Below are 17,218 nucleotides of genomic sequence, written 5' to 3'. Positions count from 1 at the left end.
GCGCTATCCACCCCCGAGCTTGGCGTTGATCGCCGCGCGGCCGATCTCCGCGGCGACCGAGCCGCCGGTGGCCGCGAGTCCGCGGTTGCCGCCGTCTTCGACGATGACGGCGACCGCGATCTGCGGGTCGTTCGCCGGGGCGAAGGCGGTGTACCACGCGTGCGGGGCGGTGTTTTTGGAGTCCGTGCCGTGCTCGGCGGTGCCGGTCTTCGACGCGATCTGGATGTCCGCGCGCTTGCCGCCACCCTTGGTGAAGCCCTCGGAAGCGATCATCATGTCCTTGAGGATCGCGGCGTTCGACGACGAAAGTGCCGCCGTGCCGGTGAGCTCGGTGGGACTGTAGTCCTCGATGGTCGACAGGTCCGGCGCCAGTACCGACTGCACCAGCTGCGGCTTCATCGCCATCCCGCCGTTCGCCACGGTGGCCGCGAGCAGGCAGTCCTGCAGCGGGGTCAGCCGGACGTCGCGCTGGCCGATACCGCTTTGGTAGAGCGCGCCCTGGGAGTCGAGCGGGCCGACCGTGGACGGCGCCACCTTCATCGGCACGGTCAGGTCGGTCTGCCCGATGCCGAAGTTCGCGGCGGTCTTCTTCATCTTGTCCGCACCGAGCTGGCCGGCGAACTCCGCGAACGGCACGTTGCAGGAGTGTGCCAGCGCGTCCTTGAACGTGGTCCCCGGGCAGCCCTCGCCGGCGTAGTTCTCCAGCGTGACGCTCGTGCCGGGCAGCTTCGTGTTCGGCGCCGGGTTGACCGGGGTGTCCGGGCCCTTGCCGTCCTCGAGCACGGCCGACGCGGTGACCAGCTTGAACGTCGACCCCGGCGGGTAGGTCTCCGAGATCGCCCGGTTCAGCATCGGGTTCTTCGGGTCCTTGACGTAGGAGTTCCAGGCGTCGGTCTGCGCCTTCGACGTGTGCGACGCCAGCTTGTTCGGGTCGTACGACGGCGTCGACACCATCGCCAGGATCCGGCCGGTCTTGGGCTCCAGCGCCACGACGGCGCCGGTGTAGTTCCGCTGCGTCATCAGGTCGTACGCGGCCTTCTGGACGGCCGGGTCGATGGTCAGCCGGACGTTGCCGCCGCTGGGGTCGCGGCCGGTGACCATGTCCGACAGCCGGCGCACGAACAGGCGCGGGTCCGAGCCGTTGAGGACGTCGTCCTCGGAGCGCTCGAGGCCACCGGAGCCGTAGTTGATCGAGTAGTAGCCGGTGACCGGGGCGTACATCGGGCCGTCGACGTAGGACCGCGTGTACTTGTACTTGTCGTTCGACGGGTCGACCTTCGCCAGCACTTCGCCGTTCGCCTGCGAAACGATCTGGCCGCGGCGGCGGGCGAACTCGTCGTAGAGGACCCGCGCGTTGCGCGAGTCGGTGCGGTAGTCGTCGGCCTTCACCACCTGGATGTAGGTGGCGTTCGCCAGCAGCAGGACGACCATGACGAGCATCGCCATGCCGACCTTGCGCAGCGGGGTGTTCATCCTTGGGCGCTCCCGTCCGCCGGCGGGCGCTGTACGAGCACGGTGTGCGCCTCGGCGATCGGCGCCTGCTGCTGGGGCTGCGGCTTCGGCCGGGCCGCGGGCCGCCGGGCCGCGTCGGAGACCCGGAGCAGCAGCGCGACGAGGATGTAGTTCGCCAGCAGCGACGAACCACCCTTCGACAGGAAGGGAGCGGTGATACCGGTCTCCGGGATGAGTTTCGTGACCCCGCCGACGACGACGAAGATCTGCATGACCATGGTGAACGCCAGCCCGCCGCCGAGCAGCTTGCCGAACGTGTCCCGCACCGCGAGCGCGCTCCGCATGCCGCGCATCGCGACCAGCAGGTACAGCATGAGGACGGCGGCCAGGCCGATGAAGCCGAGCTCTTCGCCGATCGCCGCGGTGATGAAGTCGGTGTTGGCCTCCGGGACCATGTCCGGACGCCCGGCGCCGAGCCCGGTGCCGCCGATGCCGCCGGTGCCGAGCCCGAACAGGCCCTGCGCGATCTGGTAGCCGCCGCCGAGCTTGTCGTAGGTGGCCAGCGGGTCCAGCCAGTTGGCGACGCGCTGCTGGACGTGCGTGAAGAGGTTGTACGCGATCACGCAGCCGCCGACGAAGAAGCTGAGGCCGAGGACGACCCAGATGATCCGCTCGGTCGCCACGTACAGCATCATCAGGATGACGCTGAAGAACAGCAGCGACGTGCCGAGGTCCTTCTCGAACACCAGGATGCCGATGCAGGCGATCGCGGCGATGAGGATCGGGCCCAGGTCACGGGCCCGCGGCAGCTCGACGCCGAGGAACTTCTTGCCCGCCACCATGAACAGATCGCGCTTCGACACCAGGAACGAGGCGAAGAAGATCATCAGCAGGATCTTCGCGAACTCGCCCGGCTGGATCGAAAACCCCGGCAGCTTCAGCCACACCTTGGCGCCGTTGACCTCGGACAGGCTCGACGGCAGCAGCGCGGGCAGGGCCAGCGCGATGATCCCGACCAGGCCCGCGGTGTAGCCGTAGCGCGTCAGCGTGCGGTGGTCGTTGACGACGACCAGCACGACGACGAAGAACACCAGCGAGATGACCGTGAACAGCACCTGCGCGGTGACGGCGGGGGTGTAGTCCTTGCCGTTCTGCGCGGCCCGCTCCGCCAGCGCCAGGTCGATCCGGTGGATCATCACCAGGCCGATGCCGTTCAGCAGGGCGACGCAGGGGAGCAGCACCGGGTCCGCGTACGGCGCCCACTTGCGCACCGCCAGGTGCGCCGCGGCGAAGATGGCGAGGTAGGCGAGGCCGAGCCAGACGATCGACCAGGTCAGCTGCTGCTCCTGGTTCGCCTCCACCAGCACCAGGGCGATGGTGACGATGAACGCGGCGAACCCCAGTAGCACCAGCTCGGTGTTGCGGCGGGTCGGGACGTCGCGCGGCGGGTTCGTCTGGAACTGCGCGGCGAGCGGCTCGGCGGCGCGCGCGGCGGGCTGGCTCATCAGTTACCGCCTCCCGTCGTCGGTGCCGTCGAACTCGGCGTCGAGCAGTCCCTCCCCGCTGGCTGGTTCGCCGACGACGGAGCAGTGGAGCCGGCCGGGGCCGACGGAGTGGTCGTCGGCGTGGCCGTGGGTGTCGGCGTCGGGGACGGCTGGCCGCCCGCCGGCGCGCAGTTGTTCAGGCGCTTGTGCAGCTGCAGGAAGTCGTCGATGTACTTCCGCGCGTCGTCGAGGCTGTCCTTCTTGACGCCGTTCTGCACCGCCAGCCGCGCGTCCTCCTGGAGCTGGTTGACGCGCAGCTTGTCCGTGCACACCTGGTTGGGCGGGCACGAGCCCTGCTCGTAGGTGTGCAGGTCGATGCCGAGGATGCTGCCGGGGACGCCGCGGTAGATCACGACCTCCTGGTCCGCACCTTCGCCGACATAGTACTGACTCAGGACGAAGTACCGGGTCGCGATGGCGGCCGCGGCGAGCACCACGAGCACCACCAGCGCGCCGGCGAGCCAGCGGAACCGCTTCCGGCGCTTGGCCTTCGGGTCTTCGCGTGGCTGCGGCAGCTCCGGACGCGGCTGCTGCGGCGGCTGGGTCAGCGCCCTCGCCCGCGCCGCGGGCGAGTCGCCCTGGTGCAGCTCGTCGCTGCCGTCCCCGGCGGCGCCGCCCACGATGGGCGCGTCCTCGCCGAAGTCGACGTCGACGACGTCGGCGATGATCACCGTGACGTTGTCGGTGCCGCCGCCCTTGAGCGCCAGCTCGATCATCCGGTCCGCGCACTGCTGCGGGTCCGGGATCTGCACGGCTTCGGTCAGCGTCTCGTCGCTGACCATGCCGGAGAGGCCGTCCGAGCAGATCAGGTACCGGTCGCCGGGGCGGGCTTCGCGCACGGTCAGGCTCGGCTCGACCTCGTGCCCGGTGAGCGCCTTCAGCAGCAGCGACCGCTGCGGGTGCACCGCCGCCTCTTCGGGCGTGATCCGGCCTTGTTCGAGCAGTTCGTTGACGAAGCTGTCGTCGCGCGTGATCTGCGCGAACTGACCGCCTCGCAGCAGGTAGGCGCGCGAGTCGCCGACGTGCACCAGCCCCAGCCGGGTGCCGGCGAACAGCACGGCGGTGAGCGTCGTGCCCATGCCGTCCAGGTCCGGGTCCTGCGAGACGAGCTCGGCGATCGCGGCGTTGCCGTTCGCCACCGCCTCGCGCAGCTGGGCGAGCAGGTCGTCGCGGGGTTCGTCGTCGTCGAGGGGGGCGAGCGAGGCGATGACGACCTTGCTGGCCACCTCACCCGCCGCGTGGCCACCCATACCGTCGGCGAGCGCGAGCAGGCGAGGGCCGGCGTACACGGAGTCCTGGTTGCTCGAACGCACCAGGCCCCGGTCGCTGCGGGCTGCGTAGCGGAGGACGAGAGTCATGGGCGAAGCTCGATCACCGTCTTGCCGATCCGGATGGGGACTCCGAGCGGGACCCGGAGGGGTGCAGTGACCTTAGCCCGGTCCAGGTAGGTCCCGTTCGTCGAGCCCAGGTCTTCCACGTACCAGTCCTCACCGCGCTGGGCGATCCGGGCGTGCCGGGTCGACGCGTAGTCGTCGTCGAGCACCAGCGTGGAGTCGTCGGCACGGCCGATCAGGATCGGCCGTCCGTCGAGCGCGATGCGGGTTCCGGCCAGCGCACCGTGGGTCACCAGCAGCTGCTGCGGCGACTTGCTGTTGCGCGGCTTCTTTTCTTTCTTGCGGCCGAAGGTCGGCACCTGGACCCGCATGCCGGAAGCCGCGTAGAGGTCCGAGCGCACGACTCTGAGCGCGGCGAACACGAAGAGCCAGAGCAGCACGAGGAAGCCCACCCTGGTGAGTTGTACGACCAGCTCTGGCACTTGGTGTGTCCGCTCCCGACTCGTCCGTGCAGCCGCGGCGCGGGTACGCCGCGGTCCCCCCGCACGTCAATTCTGCGGGAACAGTATTCCGTGCCCCCAGTCAGCCCTGCGTACGGAACACGAGGGAGGAATGCCCCACCCGGATGACGTCGCCGTCCGCGAGCTGCCAGGTCTGGACCGGAGTGCCGTTCACGGTCGTTCCGTTGGTCGAGCCGATGTCGGCGAGCGTCGCGCTCTGGCCGTCCCAGGTGATCTCCAGGTGCCGGCGCGAGACGCCGGTGTCCGGCAGCCGGAAGTCCGCGTCCTGGCCGCGGCCCACGACGTTCCCGCCCTGCTTCAGCGAGTACGTCCGGTTGGAACCGTCGTCCAGCTGCAGGCTCGCCGCGAGCTGGCGGCCCGGCGCGGGCGGGGCGTAGCCGCCCTGCTGCTGGGCGTACGGGTCGGCGCCCGGCTGGGCGTACGCCTGCTGCCCGTACTGGTCGTAGCCGCCCTGCTGCTGGCCGCCGTACTGGTCGTACCCGGGCTGCTGCTGGCCGGCGTACTGGTCGTAGCCGCCCTGCTGGTAGCCGCCCTGGTCGTAGCCGCCCTGCTGGGGCTGGGCGTAGCCGCCCTGGTCGTACCCGGGCTGCTGGGCCTGGCCGTAACCCTGGTCGTAGCCGCCCTGCTGGGGCTGGGCGTAGCCGCCCTGGTCGTAACCACCCTGCTGGTAGCCGCCCTGGTCGTAGCCACCGCCCTGGGGCTGGCCGTAGCCACCTTGGTCGTACCCGGGCTGCTGAGCCTGGCCGTAACCCTGGTCGTACCCGGGCTGCTGGCCACCCTGCTGTCCGTAGCCGTACTGGCCCTGCTGGCCGTACGGGTCACCCTGGTCGTATTGGCCGTAGCCGGGGGGCTGGCTCATTGCTGGGTCTCCTGCGTTGCTGGGTCGTGCCGGCCGCGGTGAACCGGCGCCTGAGGGGCGGGCGTCGGGATCGACGGACGAACGGGTCTTGAACTGTCCAGTATGCAGCGCCTCGTTGCGCTCGAGTGATACGACGACGTCACCATAGGTGTCGAGGCCCTCGGCGGCGAGGTGTTCCGCCACCGCCTTGGCCAGCACCTGAGTGACGCGTTGCTCGTCACCGGCCATGCGCTCGTGGTCAGCCGCCCCCAGGGACACGATGTAGTGATTGGGGGCGAGCTGCCGACCGCCTGCCAGCTCACGAACGTTCTCCTCACTCTCCCGCTCCAGGGCGATCGCCACTTCCTGCGTGACGACGTTGCCACCGAACATGCGCGCGAAAGTGTTCCCCACCAGGTTCTCGAGGCGTCTGTCAAAACGCTCGACGCGGCTCACCGGGGAAAACCTCCTCACACGTGTGCTTCCGCTATCGATCCTATCCGGGTGAGCCCGCCTCGACACGGCCCCCGGTGAAACCCGCTCAAACGACCTGCTAGTCTTCTCCTCGCTGTCAGAGAGAAGCACTCGGGCGAGTGGCGGAATGGCAGACGCGCACGGTTCAGGTCCGTGTGTCCGAAAGGACGTGAGGGTTCAACTCCCTCCTCGCCCACGCTGTTCAGAGGCCCGGTCGCGCTAGCGACCGGGCCTCTTCCCGTTTTCCTATTTCTCCCGGGGGCCGAGCCTCCGGACCCCCACGGCGCCTCTCCTCACCTTCCAGCGTGGCTGAGGTTGGTGGGGAATATCACCCGTTTGGCTCTGCGTGGTGTTCGCTCACGGCGGAGATTCGGGTGTATCAAGCCGTCGTCTTGGTGATCCACGCGGCCAGGATGTCGACCCGGCTGGTCGTCTCGATGCCCGCATGGGGGCAGCCGGGGCCCGTTGCCTCCACCGCCACCAGTTCGGTCTCGGTGAAGTACGGAGCTCCTGAGTCGTACGTGCACGCGCTCGTGGTGATCTCCGGCGCCGCCCCGCGGACGCCCAGGGTGGTCGGCTCCACCTTGGCCACCGCCACCGTGCCCTGCTGCATGCGGGACGCCGGCTTGGGGTCGGTGCCCGTCAAGCTGCCCCAGCCGGCCAGCGTCAGCTGCCGGCCGACCTTCGGTGCCGCGTGGGTCACCTTCAGGGGCTGGACCGTCGTAACCGGGGTGTCGAGCTTGATCAGGGCCACGTCGTTCTCGTTGGCCTGGACCACCTCGGTGACCTTGCGCGCCACCCCGGATTCGGTGGCTTCGTCGACCAGGCCCAGGGTGGCGGTGGTCGGGTACGGGACCTTGCCCGAGACGCGGTTGCGGTTCGCGTCGTGGAAGCAGTGGCCCGTGGTCAGGACCCAGCCCGGGGCGATCAGGGAGCCGGTGCAGTAGCTGCTGTACGTGGAGCCGTCCGGGCGCGGGATCTTCGTCATCGAGAGCTTCGTGACGAAGCCGAACTGGCCCGCCGGGACGTCGGTGCCGTGGGCGATCCCTGGCGCGGCCAAGGCGGCAGGGGCGGTGGCGGTGGTCAGGACAGCAGCGGCGAGCAGGGCGCGCAGGCGCATTCTTCCCCTTCGTCGAGTCGATGGTCGACGTTCGACGTTAGGGCCGCCGCGGTCCCCGCGGAATTCCCTGGCCGGGCGTCACCCGGTGGACCACCGGGTGACGCCCGGAAGGAGGTCAGCCGGTGTGCGAAGCGATCCAGTCCGCGACCACGTCCACCCGCGAAGTGGTCTCGAGCTGGTTGTGCGGGCAGTCGGGTCCGGTGGACTCGACGGACACCAGCTGGCCGCCGCTGCCACCCGCGACGAAGTAGGGCGCGCCCGAGTCGTACACGCAGGCGCTCGTGGTCGACGTCGGTGCGACGCCCTGGACACCGATCGTCGAGGCGGCGACCTGGCCGACCTTCACGGTCCCCTGCTGCAGCTTGGTCGAAGGCGTGGGGTTCGTGGCGGTGAGACTGCCCCAGCCGGCGAGGGTCAGCAGCTGTCCGGCCGACGGCGTGACCCGGTTGACCGTCAGCGGCGTGATGTCGGGGACGTCCGCGTCGAGCGTCGCGATCGCGATGTCGTTGGCGCTCGCCTGGTACACCGTGACGACGGTGCGGGTCACGCCCGGCGTGCTCTGGTCGACCGTGCCGAGCAGCACCGAAGTCGGGTACGGCACCGGGCCGGAGACGCGGTTGCGGTTGGCGTCGTGGAAGCAGTGGCCCGCGGTGATGATCCACTTCGCCGCGATCAGCGCGCCGGAGCAGGCGCTGTTGTACTTCGAGCCGTCGGGCTTCGGGATGTTCGTCATGGTCAGCTTGGCGGCGAACTGGAACGTCCCCGCCGGGACGTCGGAGCCGTTGGCCACGGCGGCCGCCGGTCCCGCGGTGGCGAGACCGGCGGCCAGCGTCAAAAGGGCAGCAGAGAACACGGCGCGAACGCGCATCGGTGGATCCCCCTTGTCACGCACCGGCGGTCGAAGGCCGGTGATCACTTTCGAGGGTAGTGACGCCGCGCCGCGGGAAAATACGCCGTTCAGCCCAAGTGCGAAGCGATCCAGTCCGCCACGACGTCGACGCGCGCGGTGGTTTCGGCCTGATCGTGCGGGCAGTCCGGACCGTCGCTTTCGACCGAAACGATGCGGCCGCCCTTGCCCGACGGGACGAAGTACGGGGCGCCCGAGTCGTAGGTGCACGCGCTCGTCGTCGACGTCGGGGCGAAGCCCTTCACGCCCACGTACTGCGGGTCGACCGTGGCGACCTTCATGACGCCCTGCTGCAGCTTCGTGCCCGGGGTCGGGTCGACCGAGGTGAGGCTGCCCCAGCCCGCCAGCACGACCTTCTGGTCGATCGACGGCGTCCGGCGGTTGAGCGTCAGCGGCTCGATGCCGAAGACCGGCTTGTCGAGCTCGGCGATCGCGATGTCGTTGCTCGGTGACTGGTACACCGTGACGACGTTGCGGGTGACGCCCGGCTTGTCCACGGTGGTCGTGCCCAGCAGGACCGAAGTCGGGTACGGCACCGGGCCGGACACCGGGTTGCGGGCCGCGTCGTGGAAGCAGTGGCCGGCCGTGATGATCCACTTCTTGGCGATCAGGGAACCCGAGCAGGCGCTGTTGTACTTGGTGCCGTCGGGCTTCGGGATGTCCGTCATGGTCAGCTTCGCGGCGAACTTGAACGTCCCCTGGGGGACGTCGGCGCCGTTGGCCACGGCCGAAGCCGGTGCCGCGGTGACCACCGCCGCGGCGAGCGCGAAGAGTGTTGCGGAGAGCAAAGCGCGAGTGCGCATGGGAAAAACCCCCGGATCAGGGCCGGCTTCGGGGCCGGCGATGGGGGCGAGGGTAGCGAAAACCCGTGCGGCGGTGGCGGGAATCCCCGCCACCGCCGGGAAGTCAGTTAACGCCGACCAGGTCGACGACGAAGATCAGGGTCTCGCCCGGCTTGATGACGCCGCCCGCGCCGCGGTCGCCGTAGCCCAGGTGCGGCGGGATGACGAGCTTGCGCCGGCCGCCGATCTTCATGCCGGCGACACCCTGGTCCCAGCCGGAGATGACCTGGCCGGCGCCGAGGCCGAAGCGCAGCGGCTCGCCGCGGTTCCAGGACGCGTCGAACTCTTCGCCGGTCGAGTGGGAGACACCGACGTAGTGCACGGTGACGGCCTTGCCGGGCGTGGCCTCCGCGCCGTCACCGACCGTGATGTCGGTGATCTCGAGGTCGGCCGGAGGGTTGCCCTCGGGGCGGTCGATCTGGGGCTTTTCCAAGGTCATGGCACTCACCGTACCCACGCGCGCGAGGCTGCGCCGAACGGACTACGTCCAAGGGCTGAAAAACGCGAAAAGTCTTCACACTTCGGCTACTGCTCGGTAGCGTGCGCTTCGTCACTCTTCTGACTGAGGGGAGCCCGGCATGCGACGTGGCATCCGCGCCCTGACCTTGACGGCACTGGGGGCCCTCGTGGCCGGTCTCACCCAGGTCGCCGTCACCGCTCCGGCCGCACAGGCGGCCGCGTCGCCCGACGACTACTGCGGCGGGCAGTGCAACGACATCCTGCCGCCCGGCGAACAGGGCAGCGCCACCCTCGCCGAGATCCTGGCGCACAAGGTGCTCGGCACCCGGCCCGACCACGCCGCGGACCAGATCGGCAAGTACGCGTCCCTGGCGGGCGGCTACAAGACGCTGACCACCGGCACCATCAGCCAGTACTTCAACGACTCGTCGTTCGGCGTCGCGGCCGACCAGGTCGCGAGCACGACGCAGCCGCGTTCGGACGTCACGATCGTCCGGGACAAGGCGCTCGGCGTCCCGCACATCACCGGGACCACCCGCGCCGGCACCGAGTTCGGTGCCGGGTACGCCGCCGCGCAGGACCGGCTGTGGCTGATGGACGTCCTGCGCCACGCCGCCCGCGGCCAGGTCACGCCGTTCGCCGGTGGCGCCGAGGCCAACCGCGAGCTCGAGCAGCAGTTCTTCGCGAACGCGCCGTACACCGAGGCCGAGCTGCAGCAGCAGATCGACCGCGTAGCGAGCAGCGGCCCGCGGGGCGCGCAGGGCCTCGCCGACGCGCAGGCCTACGTCGACGGCATCAACAAGTACATCAACGACTCCCACAGTGGCCGGTACTTCCCGGGCGAGTACGTGCTGACCGGGCACGTCGACGCGATCACCAACGCCGGCACGATCGACCCGTTCAAGCTGACCGACCTCGTCGCGCTGGCTTCGCTGGTCGGCGCCGAGTTCGGCGCGGGCGGTGGCGGTGAAGTGCAGAACGCCGTCGCGAAGCTCGCGATGCAGGAGAAGTACGGCGTCGTGCAGGGCGAGAAGGTGTGGCAGAGCCTGCGCTCGGAGGACGACCCCGAAGCCGTCAAGACGCTGCACGACGGCCAGACCTTCCCGTACGGCAAGACGCCGGCCAACGCGGTCGGGCAGGCCATGCCGGACAAGGGCTCGGTGACCGGGCAGCAGCTGGTGTTCGACAAGACCGGCTCGGCCGCCGCCGCGACGCCGTCCACTGTGGACGTCCCGGCGCCCGCCGACCAGGAGCCCGCCCGCGGCATGTTCGACAACGGCGTGCTGCCGGGCAACATGCTGAGCGAGAAGCACGGCATGTCCAACGCGCTGCTCGTCTCCGGCGCGAAGACCGCCAGCGGCCACCCGGTCGCGGTGTTCGGCCCGCAGACCGGCTACTTCGCGCCGCAGCTGCTGCTGTTGCAGGAGCTGCAGGGTCCGGGCATCAGCTCGCGCGGCGCGGCCTTCGCCGGGCTGAGCATGTACACGCTCCTCGGCCGCGGCCAGGACTACTCGTGGAGCGCGACGACGTCGGCGCAGGACATCATCGACACCTACGCGCTGACGCTGTGCGACCCGAGCGGCAAGGCGCCGACGAAGGACTCGAACTACTACACCTGGCAAGGCCAGTGCATCCCGATGGACACCGTCGAGGTCAAGAACGCCTGGAAGCCGACGGTGGCCGACGGGACCGCGGCGGGGTCGTACACCCTGCGCAGCTACCGGACGAAGTACGGGCCGGTGCAGAGCCGGGCGACAGTCGGCGGCAAGCCGGTGGCGTACGCGGCGCTGCGCTCGTCCTACTTCCACGAGGTCGACTCGCTGATCGGCTTCCAGGAGCTGAACGACCCGGGCTTCGTCAAGTCCGCGGCCGACTTCCAGAAGGCCGCGGCCGACATCAACTACACGTTCAACTGGTTCTACGCCGACTCGAAGGACATCGCGTACTTCAACTCGGGCAGCAACCCCTCCCGGCAGTCCAATGTGGATCCGAACATGCCGGTGTGGGGCGACCAGGGCCACGACTGGAACGGCTGGAACCCGGCCGGCAACGTGGCGACCTACACGCCGGCGTCGCAGCACCCGCAGTCGGTCAACCAGGACTACTACGTCAGCTGGAACAACGCGCAGGCCAACGGCTACGCGGCCGCGGGCGCGGACAAGTCCGCCGTGCACCGCGTCGACCTGCTCGACTCGCGGGTGAAGAAGCTGATCTCCAGCGGCACCAAGGTCACCCGGGTCAACCTGACCCAGGCGATGGAGGACGCCGCGCTCGCCGACCTGCGGGCCGAGCGCGTCCTGCCGCTGCTGCTGCAGGTGCTCGACAAGACGCCGACCACCGGCGCGGCCGCGGACGCCGAGGCGAAGCTCAAGACGTGGCTCTCGAACGGCCAGCTGCGCAAGGAGACTTCGCCGGGGAGCAAGGCGTACGCGGACGCCGACGCGATCCGCATCTTCGACGCCTGGTGGCCGCTGCTGGTCCAGGCGGAGTTCAAGCCGGGCATGGGCGACGACGTCTACAACGCGATGACCGGCGTGCTGGGCATCAACGAAAGCCCGTCCGGTTTCCAGAACGGCAACGGCCAGCACACCGGCCAGCCGCACAAGGGCTCGTCGTTCCAGTTCGGCTGGTGGGGTTACGTCAGCAAGGACATCCGGCAGGTGCTCGGCCAGCCGGTGGCCGGCCCGCTCGGCCAGACGTTCTGCGGTGGCGGGAACGTCACGACGTGCCGACAGGCGCTCGTCGACTCGCTGACCACGGCCGCCGGCCAGGCCGCGAACACCGTCTACCCCGGTGACGCGTCCTGCTCGGCCGGCGACCAGTGGTGCGCCGACACGATCGTGCACACCGCGCTCGGCGGCATCACGCAGGACAAGATCAGCTGGCAGAACCGCCCGACGTTCCAGCAGGTCGTCGAGTACACCGCCCACCGCGGGGACACCATCGCGAACCTCGCGCCGGGGAAGACGGTCAGCGCCACGAGCGCCGAGACCGGCTTCTACAACTCGCCGGCGTCGAACGCGATCGACGGGAACGCCTCGACCCGCTGGGCCAGCGACTGGAGCGACGACCAGGCGATCACCGTCGACCTCGGTTCGGTGCAGCAGGTCTCGCGGGTGGCGTTGAGCTGGGAGTCCGCCTACGGCAAGGGCTACAAGATCCAGACCTCGCCGGACGCGGTGAACTGGACGGACGCGGCGGTCGTCACGGACGGAAACGGCGGGCAGGACAACGTTTCGTTCGCGCCGACGTCGGCGAGGTTCGTAAAGATGCAGGGCGTCCAGCGCGGCACGAAGTACGGGTACTCGCTCTACGAGTTCGAGGTCTACGCCCACTAGAAGGAGCCAGGCCGGTTCGCCCGCGGACGCGTGGGCGGACCGGCCGTCTTCGTCACAGTGACCGGTGGCTGACCTGCGGTTACCGTGAGGCGCATGGACGACTGGACGCCCCGCACCAAGGCCATCGCCGCCGGCCGGCCGCACGGCCCCGGCGAGCCGCTGAACACCCCGCTCGTCGCCACCAGCACGTATGAGGCCGGTGGCGATTTCGGGTACGCGCGCAGCGACGGGACGCCGACCTGGCACGCCCTGGAAGAAGCCGTCGGGGCGCTCGAAGGCGGTCACGCGACGGCGTTCGCGTCCGGCGTCGCGACGCTGTCCGCGGTGCTGGACCTGCTGCCGGTCGGGTCGCGGGTGGTCGTGCCGACGTTCAGCTACGCCGTGACGCGCGGGGTGCTCGCCCACGCGCAGAAGCTCGGCAAGCTCGCCGTCACCGAGCTCGAGCCGACCGACACCGCGGCCTGGGTCGCCGAGGCCGCGACGTCCGACCTGGTCTGGCTCGAATCGCCGACCAACCCGACCCTCGACGTGATGGACATCGAGCCGATCGCCGCCGCCGCGCGCGGCCGGGTCGTCGTCGACAACACCTTCGCGACGCCGCTGCAGCAGCGGCCCCTGGACCTGGGTGCCGACGTCGTCGTGCACAGCGCGACCAAGCTCATCGGCGGGCACAGCGACCTGCTGCTCGGCATCACGGTGGCCAAGGATCCCGAGGTGGCGGCGGAGCTGAAGGGGGCGCGGACCCGCGTCGGCTCGACGCCGGGTGCGCTGGAGGCTTGGCTCGCGCTGCGCGGCCTGCGGACCATGCCGGTCCGGCTGGCCGAGCAGTCCCGCACCGCCGCGCTGCTGGCTTCGCGTCTTGGCGAGCACCCCGCGGTGACGCGCGTGCGCTACCCCGGCTTCGGGATGATGGTCTCGTTCGACCTGGCCGACGCCGAGACGGCCGACCGGTTCTGCGCGGCCGTCCGGCTGATCCGCCCCGCGACGAGCCTCGGCGGCGTGGAAAGCCTGGTCGAACGGCGGGCGTGGCTCGCGGGCGAGGAGCGGGTCCCCCCGGGACTGATCAGGTTCAGCGTCGGCCTGGAAGACCCTGACGACCTGTGGCGGGACCTGAACACCGCGTTAGCGGAGTAACGCCGGTCGACAAATCGTCGATAGTCGCGACATCGCTGATCAACCGCCGTTGGGAGTCGTCGTGGGTAGAACGCTGAACCGGGTCGCAGGTGTCGTTTCGGCAGCTGCGCTGGCCACTTTCGCCGCCGCGCCGGTCGCGCTGGCACAGGACGAAACCCCCACGTCGACCACGGAAACCAGCACGTCGACATCGGAGACTTCGAGCAGCCCGACGAGCACGACCACTTCGGACGCGCCGGCCACGGTCCCCTCGTCGACTTCGGGCATCGCGACTTCCGACCCGACCCGGTCCGAGGTGAAGACCACCGACAAGCGGATCGCGCCCAAGGCCGAGCCCGAGGTCGAAGGCGACACCCAGGAGCCTCCGAAGGACGACGACCCTCAGCAGGACAACGTCGGCCACGGCTTCGTCGGCGTCGGCGGCGAAGGGGTCCTGGTCATCGCCTGCGCGGCCGGGGCGCCCGGGAACGTGGCGACGCAGTACCTCGACGTCACCAGCGGACCGGACCAGGACGGCGCGAACGGCCTGCTCTGGAACTACACCGTGCGCGTCACCAGCCTGCCCGCGGGCACCACGACCGGAAAGTTCAGCTGGACCTGCGGGAAGCAGGACGGCGAGGGCATCGTGGAGTTCGAGCAGGAGCAGCCGCCGACCTCGACGAGCCCGAGCACCAGCACCAGTGCCTCGCCGTCGAGCACCGCGCCGATCACCACGGCGACCTCGGCCACGACCGTCACGACGACCACCACCGCATCCGGCAACGCTGCTCCGAAGGCCCAGGTCAAGGTCGCGCCCAAGGGCGGGGTCGAGACGGGCTTCGGCGGCACGGCCCGGTGACGGTTCGCTGGGCGGGCGCGGCCGTTGCCGCGCTCGCCCTGGTCCTGGCCGGCTGCAGTGCCGCGGAGGCGCCGAAGCCCGCCGCGGCGGGCGCACCTGTCACGTCGTCGATCCCGGTCACCAAGCCGTTCAAGGGGCTCCAGCCGACGTCGGTGAAGATCCCCAAGATCGGCGCGGAGTCCACCCTGCTCGCCGTCGCGGTCAAGATCGACGGCTCGATCTCCGTCCCGTCGGTGCACCAGCCGATGCAGGCCGCCTGGTACAAGCTCTCCCCGGTGCCCGGTGACGTCGGCCCGGCGATCGTGCTCGGGCACGTCGACGGCGACAAGAAGCCCGGCATCTTCTTCAAGCTCAAGGACCTCGTGCCCGGCGACGAGGTGGACATCGACCGCAGCGACGGCAAGAAGCTGAAGTTCGTCGTCGACCGCGTCACACAGGTCCCGAAGGACACGTTCCCGCGCGACGCCGTCTACGGCAACAGCGACAAGCCCGAGCTGCGCCTGATCACCTGCGGTGGCGCGTTCGACCACGCCGAGCACAGCTACAAGGACAACATCGTCGTCTACGCGAACCTCGCGGCCTAAACGCCGCCCGGGTAGGGGAACCGCTCCGGCGCGACCGCGGCCGGGTCGACCCACCTGCGCATCCCGGCGTCGCAGGCGGCGTAGCCCCAGTTGACCAGCCGGTCCTGCACCTGCTCGGACATCCTGGCCAGCCGCGTCTTCGTCTCGGCCAGTGCGCGGGTCCGCTCGATCGGCGCGGGCAGGGCGTCCGGCAGTTCGAAGTGCGTGATGTCGCTGTAGGTCGCCCAGTAGGTGCCGGCGAACTGCTTGTCCTGGTAGGACTTCAGCAGGGAGCCGGTGCGCAGCTCGCGGACCTGGTTGTCCATCACCGTCAGCACGCGGAACAACTGCATCGGCCAGTTCTGCTGCGGCTTCTCCTCGTGCTTCATCTTCTTGCCGGCGTCGCTTACCAGGACGGTCGCCCGCTGGTTCTCGATCGGGTCGAGGCCGAGGTTGTCGTACACGCCGGCGTCGCTGAGCACGATCCTGCGGTCCGGCTTGTGCGGATCCGGGATCACGACCGGCGAGAGCATCGGCGGGAAGGCCGAGGACGCGGCCACCGCCGTCGCCAGCGGCACCTGCCCGTGCGGGCCGGGCTGCCGGAAGAACCACCACAGCGAGCCGTCCTGCAGGCTGGTCGCGGTGAACACGAAGTTCGGCCCGGCCGGGTCGAGGTCCGCCAGGCGGCAGTCGCCGAAGAGGTGCTTCGCGTAGCGGCGCGCCAGCTCCTCGCCGGCACTGCGCCACGGCATCACCATGGCCTTCAGCGTCACCGGGATGTCGAGGTTGGTGCGGGCCAGTTTCCGCAGCGGCTGCACGACTTCCTTGCCGAAGTTCTCCGCAACGCCGTCGTCGCCGAACCACAGCTTGTGCCACGCGTGCGCCAGGACGCCGGCGGCGATCGAACCACCGGAGACGCTCGAGACGGTGGTCAGCTTGGGCAGCCAGCCGAGTTCGTTGAGGCGCCAGAGTGCGCCGGCGTGGAAGAGCATCGCGCGATAGCCGCCCCCGGAGAGCGCGAGCCCGGCGCCGTCCCGTTTCGCCGTGTCCATCCCGCCGAGTCTAGGACCGCAGCAACGGCGTCAGCAGCGGTCGCTGCGCGGCGGGCACGTATTCGGCGTAGTTGTCGTACAACGCCTGCTTGGCCAGGTGGGCCGCGCCGGCGCCGTCGGCCGAGCGGATCGCGTCGAGCACTTCGGCGTGGTGGGAGAGCCACGCGCGCATCAGCGAAGTCCGGTTGCTGGCGTGTTCCAGCTTGTCCTCGATCAGCTCCAGCACGACTCCGCGCACGACTTCTTCGCTGACCACCAGCAGGGGATTGCGCGAGATGCGCGCGATGACTTCGTGGAAGGCGACGTCGGCGCGGCTGAACTCCGCATAGCCGTGCGAGACTCCTTCGCGCATCGCCTCCAGCGCCGTGTCGAGGCCGGTCAGGTCGTCGTCGGTGCGCAGTTCGGCGGCGAGCAGGTGGGCCGAGCCGTCGAGGATCATCCGGAACTGCAGCAGTTCGGCAAGTCCGACGTGGTCGGCGCGCGCGAGCCGGTGCATCGAGCGGTGCAACGCCGCCGGCGACGCGGCCAGCACCTCCGGCCCCCGCGGGTCACCGGGCCGTGAGCGGATCATTTCGGCGGCTTGGAGCACCCGCAGGGCTTCCCGGACGGTCGAGCGGCCGACGCCGAACTGCGTCATCAGCTCGCGTTCGCTGGGCAGGCGTTCCCCCGGCTTGAGCGCACCGCTGACGACGGCCTGCTCGATCTGCTCGACGACCCGCTCGTACGCGCGGACCGGAGCCACCGGTTCGAACCGCATCCCTTGACCTCGACGTCCGTCGCGTGCAGGCTACTGGTCAGACCA

Annotated in this window: 16 protein-coding genes and 1 tRNA gene; 5 read left to right on the top strand and 12 right to left on the bottom strand. The window is 69.9% G+C overall.

All coding sequences use genetic code 11. The annotated features are described in order from the left end of the window. Nucleotides 1-3 precede the first annotated feature (3 nt). The 5 genes from QRX60_RS11235 to QRX60_RS11215 form a co-directional block, all read right to left on the bottom strand. Complete coding sequence (locus QRX60_RS11235; RefSeq protein ID WP_286000711.1) at nucleotides 4-1,473, bottom strand: peptidoglycan D,D-transpeptidase FtsI family protein; 1,470 nt, start codon at nucleotides 1,471-1,473, stop codon at nucleotides 4-6. Beyond that, nucleotides 1,470-2,957, bottom strand: coding sequence for an FtsW/RodA/SpoVE family cell cycle protein (locus tag QRX60_RS11230; protein WP_286000710.1), 1,488 nt, complete (start codon nucleotides 2,955-2,957; stop codon nucleotides 1,470-1,472). Before QRX60_RS11230 ends, QRX60_RS11235 begins: the two co-directional genes overlap by 4 nt. Next, nucleotides 2,957-4,354 (bottom strand): PP2C family protein-serine/threonine phosphatase, encoded by a 1,398-nt coding sequence (locus tag QRX60_RS11225; protein ID WP_286000709.1) that lies wholly within the window; start codon nucleotides 4,352-4,354, stop codon nucleotides 2,957-2,959. Before QRX60_RS11225 ends, QRX60_RS11230 begins: the two co-directional genes overlap by 1 nt. Then, nucleotides 4,351-4,812, bottom strand: a complete 462-nt coding sequence (locus tag QRX60_RS11220; RefSeq protein ID WP_003079002.1) for an FHA domain-containing protein FhaB/FipA — start codon at nucleotides 4,810-4,812, stop codon at nucleotides 4,351-4,353. The genes QRX60_RS11225 and QRX60_RS11220 overlap by 4 nt, the downstream gene beginning before the upstream one ends. Before the next feature lie 100 nt (nucleotides 4,813-4,912). After that, a complete protein-coding gene (locus QRX60_RS11215) occupies nucleotides 4,913-6,145 on the bottom strand; it encodes a DUF3662 and FHA domain-containing protein (RefSeq protein ID WP_286000708.1) in 1,233 nt (410 codons plus the stop codon). 131 nt (nucleotides 6,146-6,276) lie between these two features. Between QRX60_RS11215 and QRX60_RS11210 the strand changes: the two genes are divergently transcribed. Then, a tRNA-Leu gene (locus QRX60_RS11210) sits at nucleotides 6,277-6,359 on the top strand. A 183-nt stretch (nucleotides 6,360-6,542) separates the two neighbouring features. Here the strand turns inward: QRX60_RS11210 and QRX60_RS11205 are convergent. The 4 genes from QRX60_RS11205 to QRX60_RS11190 form a co-directional block, all read right to left on the bottom strand. Continuing rightward, entirely contained in the window at nucleotides 6,543-7,283 is a 741-nt protein-coding gene (locus QRX60_RS11205) for a S1 family peptidase (protein WP_286000707.1), read from the bottom strand. A gap of 115 nt (nucleotides 7,284-7,398) precedes the next feature. After that, nucleotides 7,399-8,151, bottom strand: coding sequence for a S1 family peptidase (locus tag QRX60_RS11200; protein WP_286000706.1), 753 nt, complete (start codon nucleotides 8,149-8,151; stop codon nucleotides 7,399-7,401). 89 nt (nucleotides 8,152-8,240) lie between these two features. Beyond that, nucleotides 8,241-8,993 (bottom strand): S1 family peptidase, encoded by a 753-nt coding sequence (locus QRX60_RS11195; protein ID WP_286000705.1) that lies wholly within the window; start codon nucleotides 8,991-8,993, stop codon nucleotides 8,241-8,243. 103 nt (nucleotides 8,994-9,096) lie between these two features. Then, complete coding sequence (locus tag QRX60_RS11190; RefSeq protein WP_155548343.1) at nucleotides 9,097-9,471, bottom strand: FKBP-type peptidyl-prolyl cis-trans isomerase; 375 nt, start codon at nucleotides 9,469-9,471, stop codon at nucleotides 9,097-9,099. Between the two features lie 139 nt (nucleotides 9,472-9,610). Between QRX60_RS11190 and QRX60_RS11185 the strand changes: the two genes are divergently transcribed. Next, nucleotides 9,611-12,829, top strand: coding sequence for a penicillin acylase family protein (locus tag QRX60_RS11185; RefSeq protein ID WP_286000704.1), 3,219 nt, complete (start codon nucleotides 9,611-9,613; stop codon nucleotides 12,827-12,829). 93 nt (nucleotides 12,830-12,922) lie between these two features. Further along, nucleotides 12,923-13,963: a trans-sulfuration enzyme family protein gene (locus tag QRX60_RS11180; protein WP_286000703.1), complete on the top strand. Its 1,041-nt coding sequence runs from the start codon at nucleotides 12,923-12,925 to the stop codon at nucleotides 13,961-13,963. Between the two features lie 39 nt (nucleotides 13,964-14,002). Here the strand turns inward: QRX60_RS11180 and QRX60_RS11175 are convergent, their stop codons facing one another. Beyond that, the gene (locus tag QRX60_RS11175) at nucleotides 14,003-14,230 is read right to left on the bottom strand and encodes a hypothetical protein (protein WP_286000702.1); all 228 of its coding nucleotides are present in this window, start codon (nucleotides 14,228-14,230) and stop codon (nucleotides 14,003-14,005) included. Nucleotides 14,231-14,258: 28 nt separating this feature from the next. On the opposite strand from QRX60_RS11175, the gene QRX60_RS11170 reads away from it, so the two are divergent. Both QRX60_RS11170 and QRX60_RS11165 read left to right on the top strand, forming a co-directional pair. Continuing rightward, nucleotides 14,259-14,801, top strand: coding sequence for a hypothetical protein (locus tag QRX60_RS11170; protein WP_286000701.1), 543 nt, complete (start codon nucleotides 14,259-14,261; stop codon nucleotides 14,799-14,801). Next, complete coding sequence (locus tag QRX60_RS11165) at nucleotides 14,798-15,385, top strand: class F sortase (RefSeq protein ID WP_286000700.1); 588 nt, start codon at nucleotides 14,798-14,800, stop codon at nucleotides 15,383-15,385. Before QRX60_RS11170 ends, QRX60_RS11165 begins: the two co-directional genes overlap by 4 nt. On the opposite strand, the gene QRX60_RS11160 is transcribed toward QRX60_RS11165, so the two are convergent. Both QRX60_RS11160 and QRX60_RS11155 read right to left on the bottom strand, forming a co-directional pair. Beyond that, a complete protein-coding gene (locus QRX60_RS11160) occupies nucleotides 15,382-16,416 on the bottom strand; it encodes a patatin-like phospholipase family protein (protein WP_286000699.1) in 1,035 nt (344 codons plus the stop codon). The two genes, QRX60_RS11165 and QRX60_RS11160, sit on opposite strands and share 4 nt — an antisense overlap. Before the next feature lie 10 nt (nucleotides 16,417-16,426). Continuing rightward, nucleotides 16,427-17,173 carry a FadR/GntR family transcriptional regulator gene (locus tag QRX60_RS11155; RefSeq protein WP_286000698.1) on the bottom strand — a complete coding sequence of 249 codons (747 nt, stop codon included), beginning with the start codon at nucleotides 17,171-17,173 and terminating at the stop codon, nucleotides 16,427-16,429. Nucleotides 17,174-17,218 lie beyond the last annotated feature (45 nt).

This window comes from Amycolatopsis mongoliensis (assembly GCF_030285665.1).
GTDB lineage: Bacteria > Actinomycetota > Actinomycetes > Mycobacteriales > Pseudonocardiaceae > Amycolatopsis > Amycolatopsis mongoliensis.
This window is presented reverse-complemented; position numbering and strand designations above follow the sequence as displayed.

What these genes read in the sequence shown, in the direction of transcription:
- QRX60_RS11235 (WP_286000711.1), bottom strand. Translation starts at nt 1,473, where the DNA reads ATGAACACCCCGCTGCGCAAGGTCGGCATGGCGATGCTCGTCATGGTC.
- QRX60_RS11230 (WP_286000710.1), bottom strand. Translation starts at nt 2,957, where the DNA reads ATGAGCCAGCCCGCCGCGCGCGCCGCCGAGCCGCTCGCCGCGCAGTTC.
- QRX60_RS11225 (WP_286000709.1), bottom strand. Translation starts at nt 4,354, where the DNA reads ATGACTCTCGTCCTCCGCTACGCAGCCCGCAGCGACCGGGGCCTGGTG.
- QRX60_RS11205 (WP_286000707.1), bottom strand. Translation starts at nt 7,283, where the DNA reads ATGCGCCTGCGCGCCCTGCTCGCCGCTGCTGTCCTGACCACCGCCACC.
- QRX60_RS11200 (WP_286000706.1), bottom strand. Translation starts at nt 8,151, where the DNA reads ATGCGCGTTCGCGCCGTGTTCTCTGCTGCCCTTTTGACGCTGGCCGCC.
- QRX60_RS11195 (WP_286000705.1), bottom strand. Translation starts at nt 8,993, where the DNA reads ATGCGCACTCGCGCTTTGCTCTCCGCAACACTCTTCGCGCTCGCCGCG.
- QRX60_RS11190 (WP_155548343.1), bottom strand. Translation starts at nt 9,471, where the DNA reads ATGACCTTGGAAAAGCCCCAGATCGACCGCCCCGAGGGCAACCCTCCG.
- QRX60_RS11185 (WP_286000704.1), top strand. Translation starts at nt 9,611, where the DNA reads ATGCGACGTGGCATCCGCGCCCTGACCTTGACGGCACTGGGGGCCCTC.
- QRX60_RS11180 (WP_286000703.1), top strand. Translation starts at nt 12,923, where the DNA reads ATGGACGACTGGACGCCCCGCACCAAGGCCATCGCCGCCGGCCGGCCG.
- QRX60_RS11175 (WP_286000702.1), bottom strand. Translation starts at nt 14,230, where the DNA reads ATGCCCGAAGTCGACGAGGGGACCGTGGCCGGCGCGTCCGAAGTGGTC.
- QRX60_RS11160 (WP_286000699.1), bottom strand. Translation starts at nt 16,416, where the DNA reads ATGGACACGGCGAAACGGGACGGCGCCGGGCTCGCGCTCTCCGGGGGC.
- QRX60_RS11155 (WP_286000698.1), bottom strand. Translation starts at nt 17,173, where the DNA reads ATGCGGTTCGAACCGGTGGCTCCGGTCCGCGCGTACGAGCGGGTCGTC.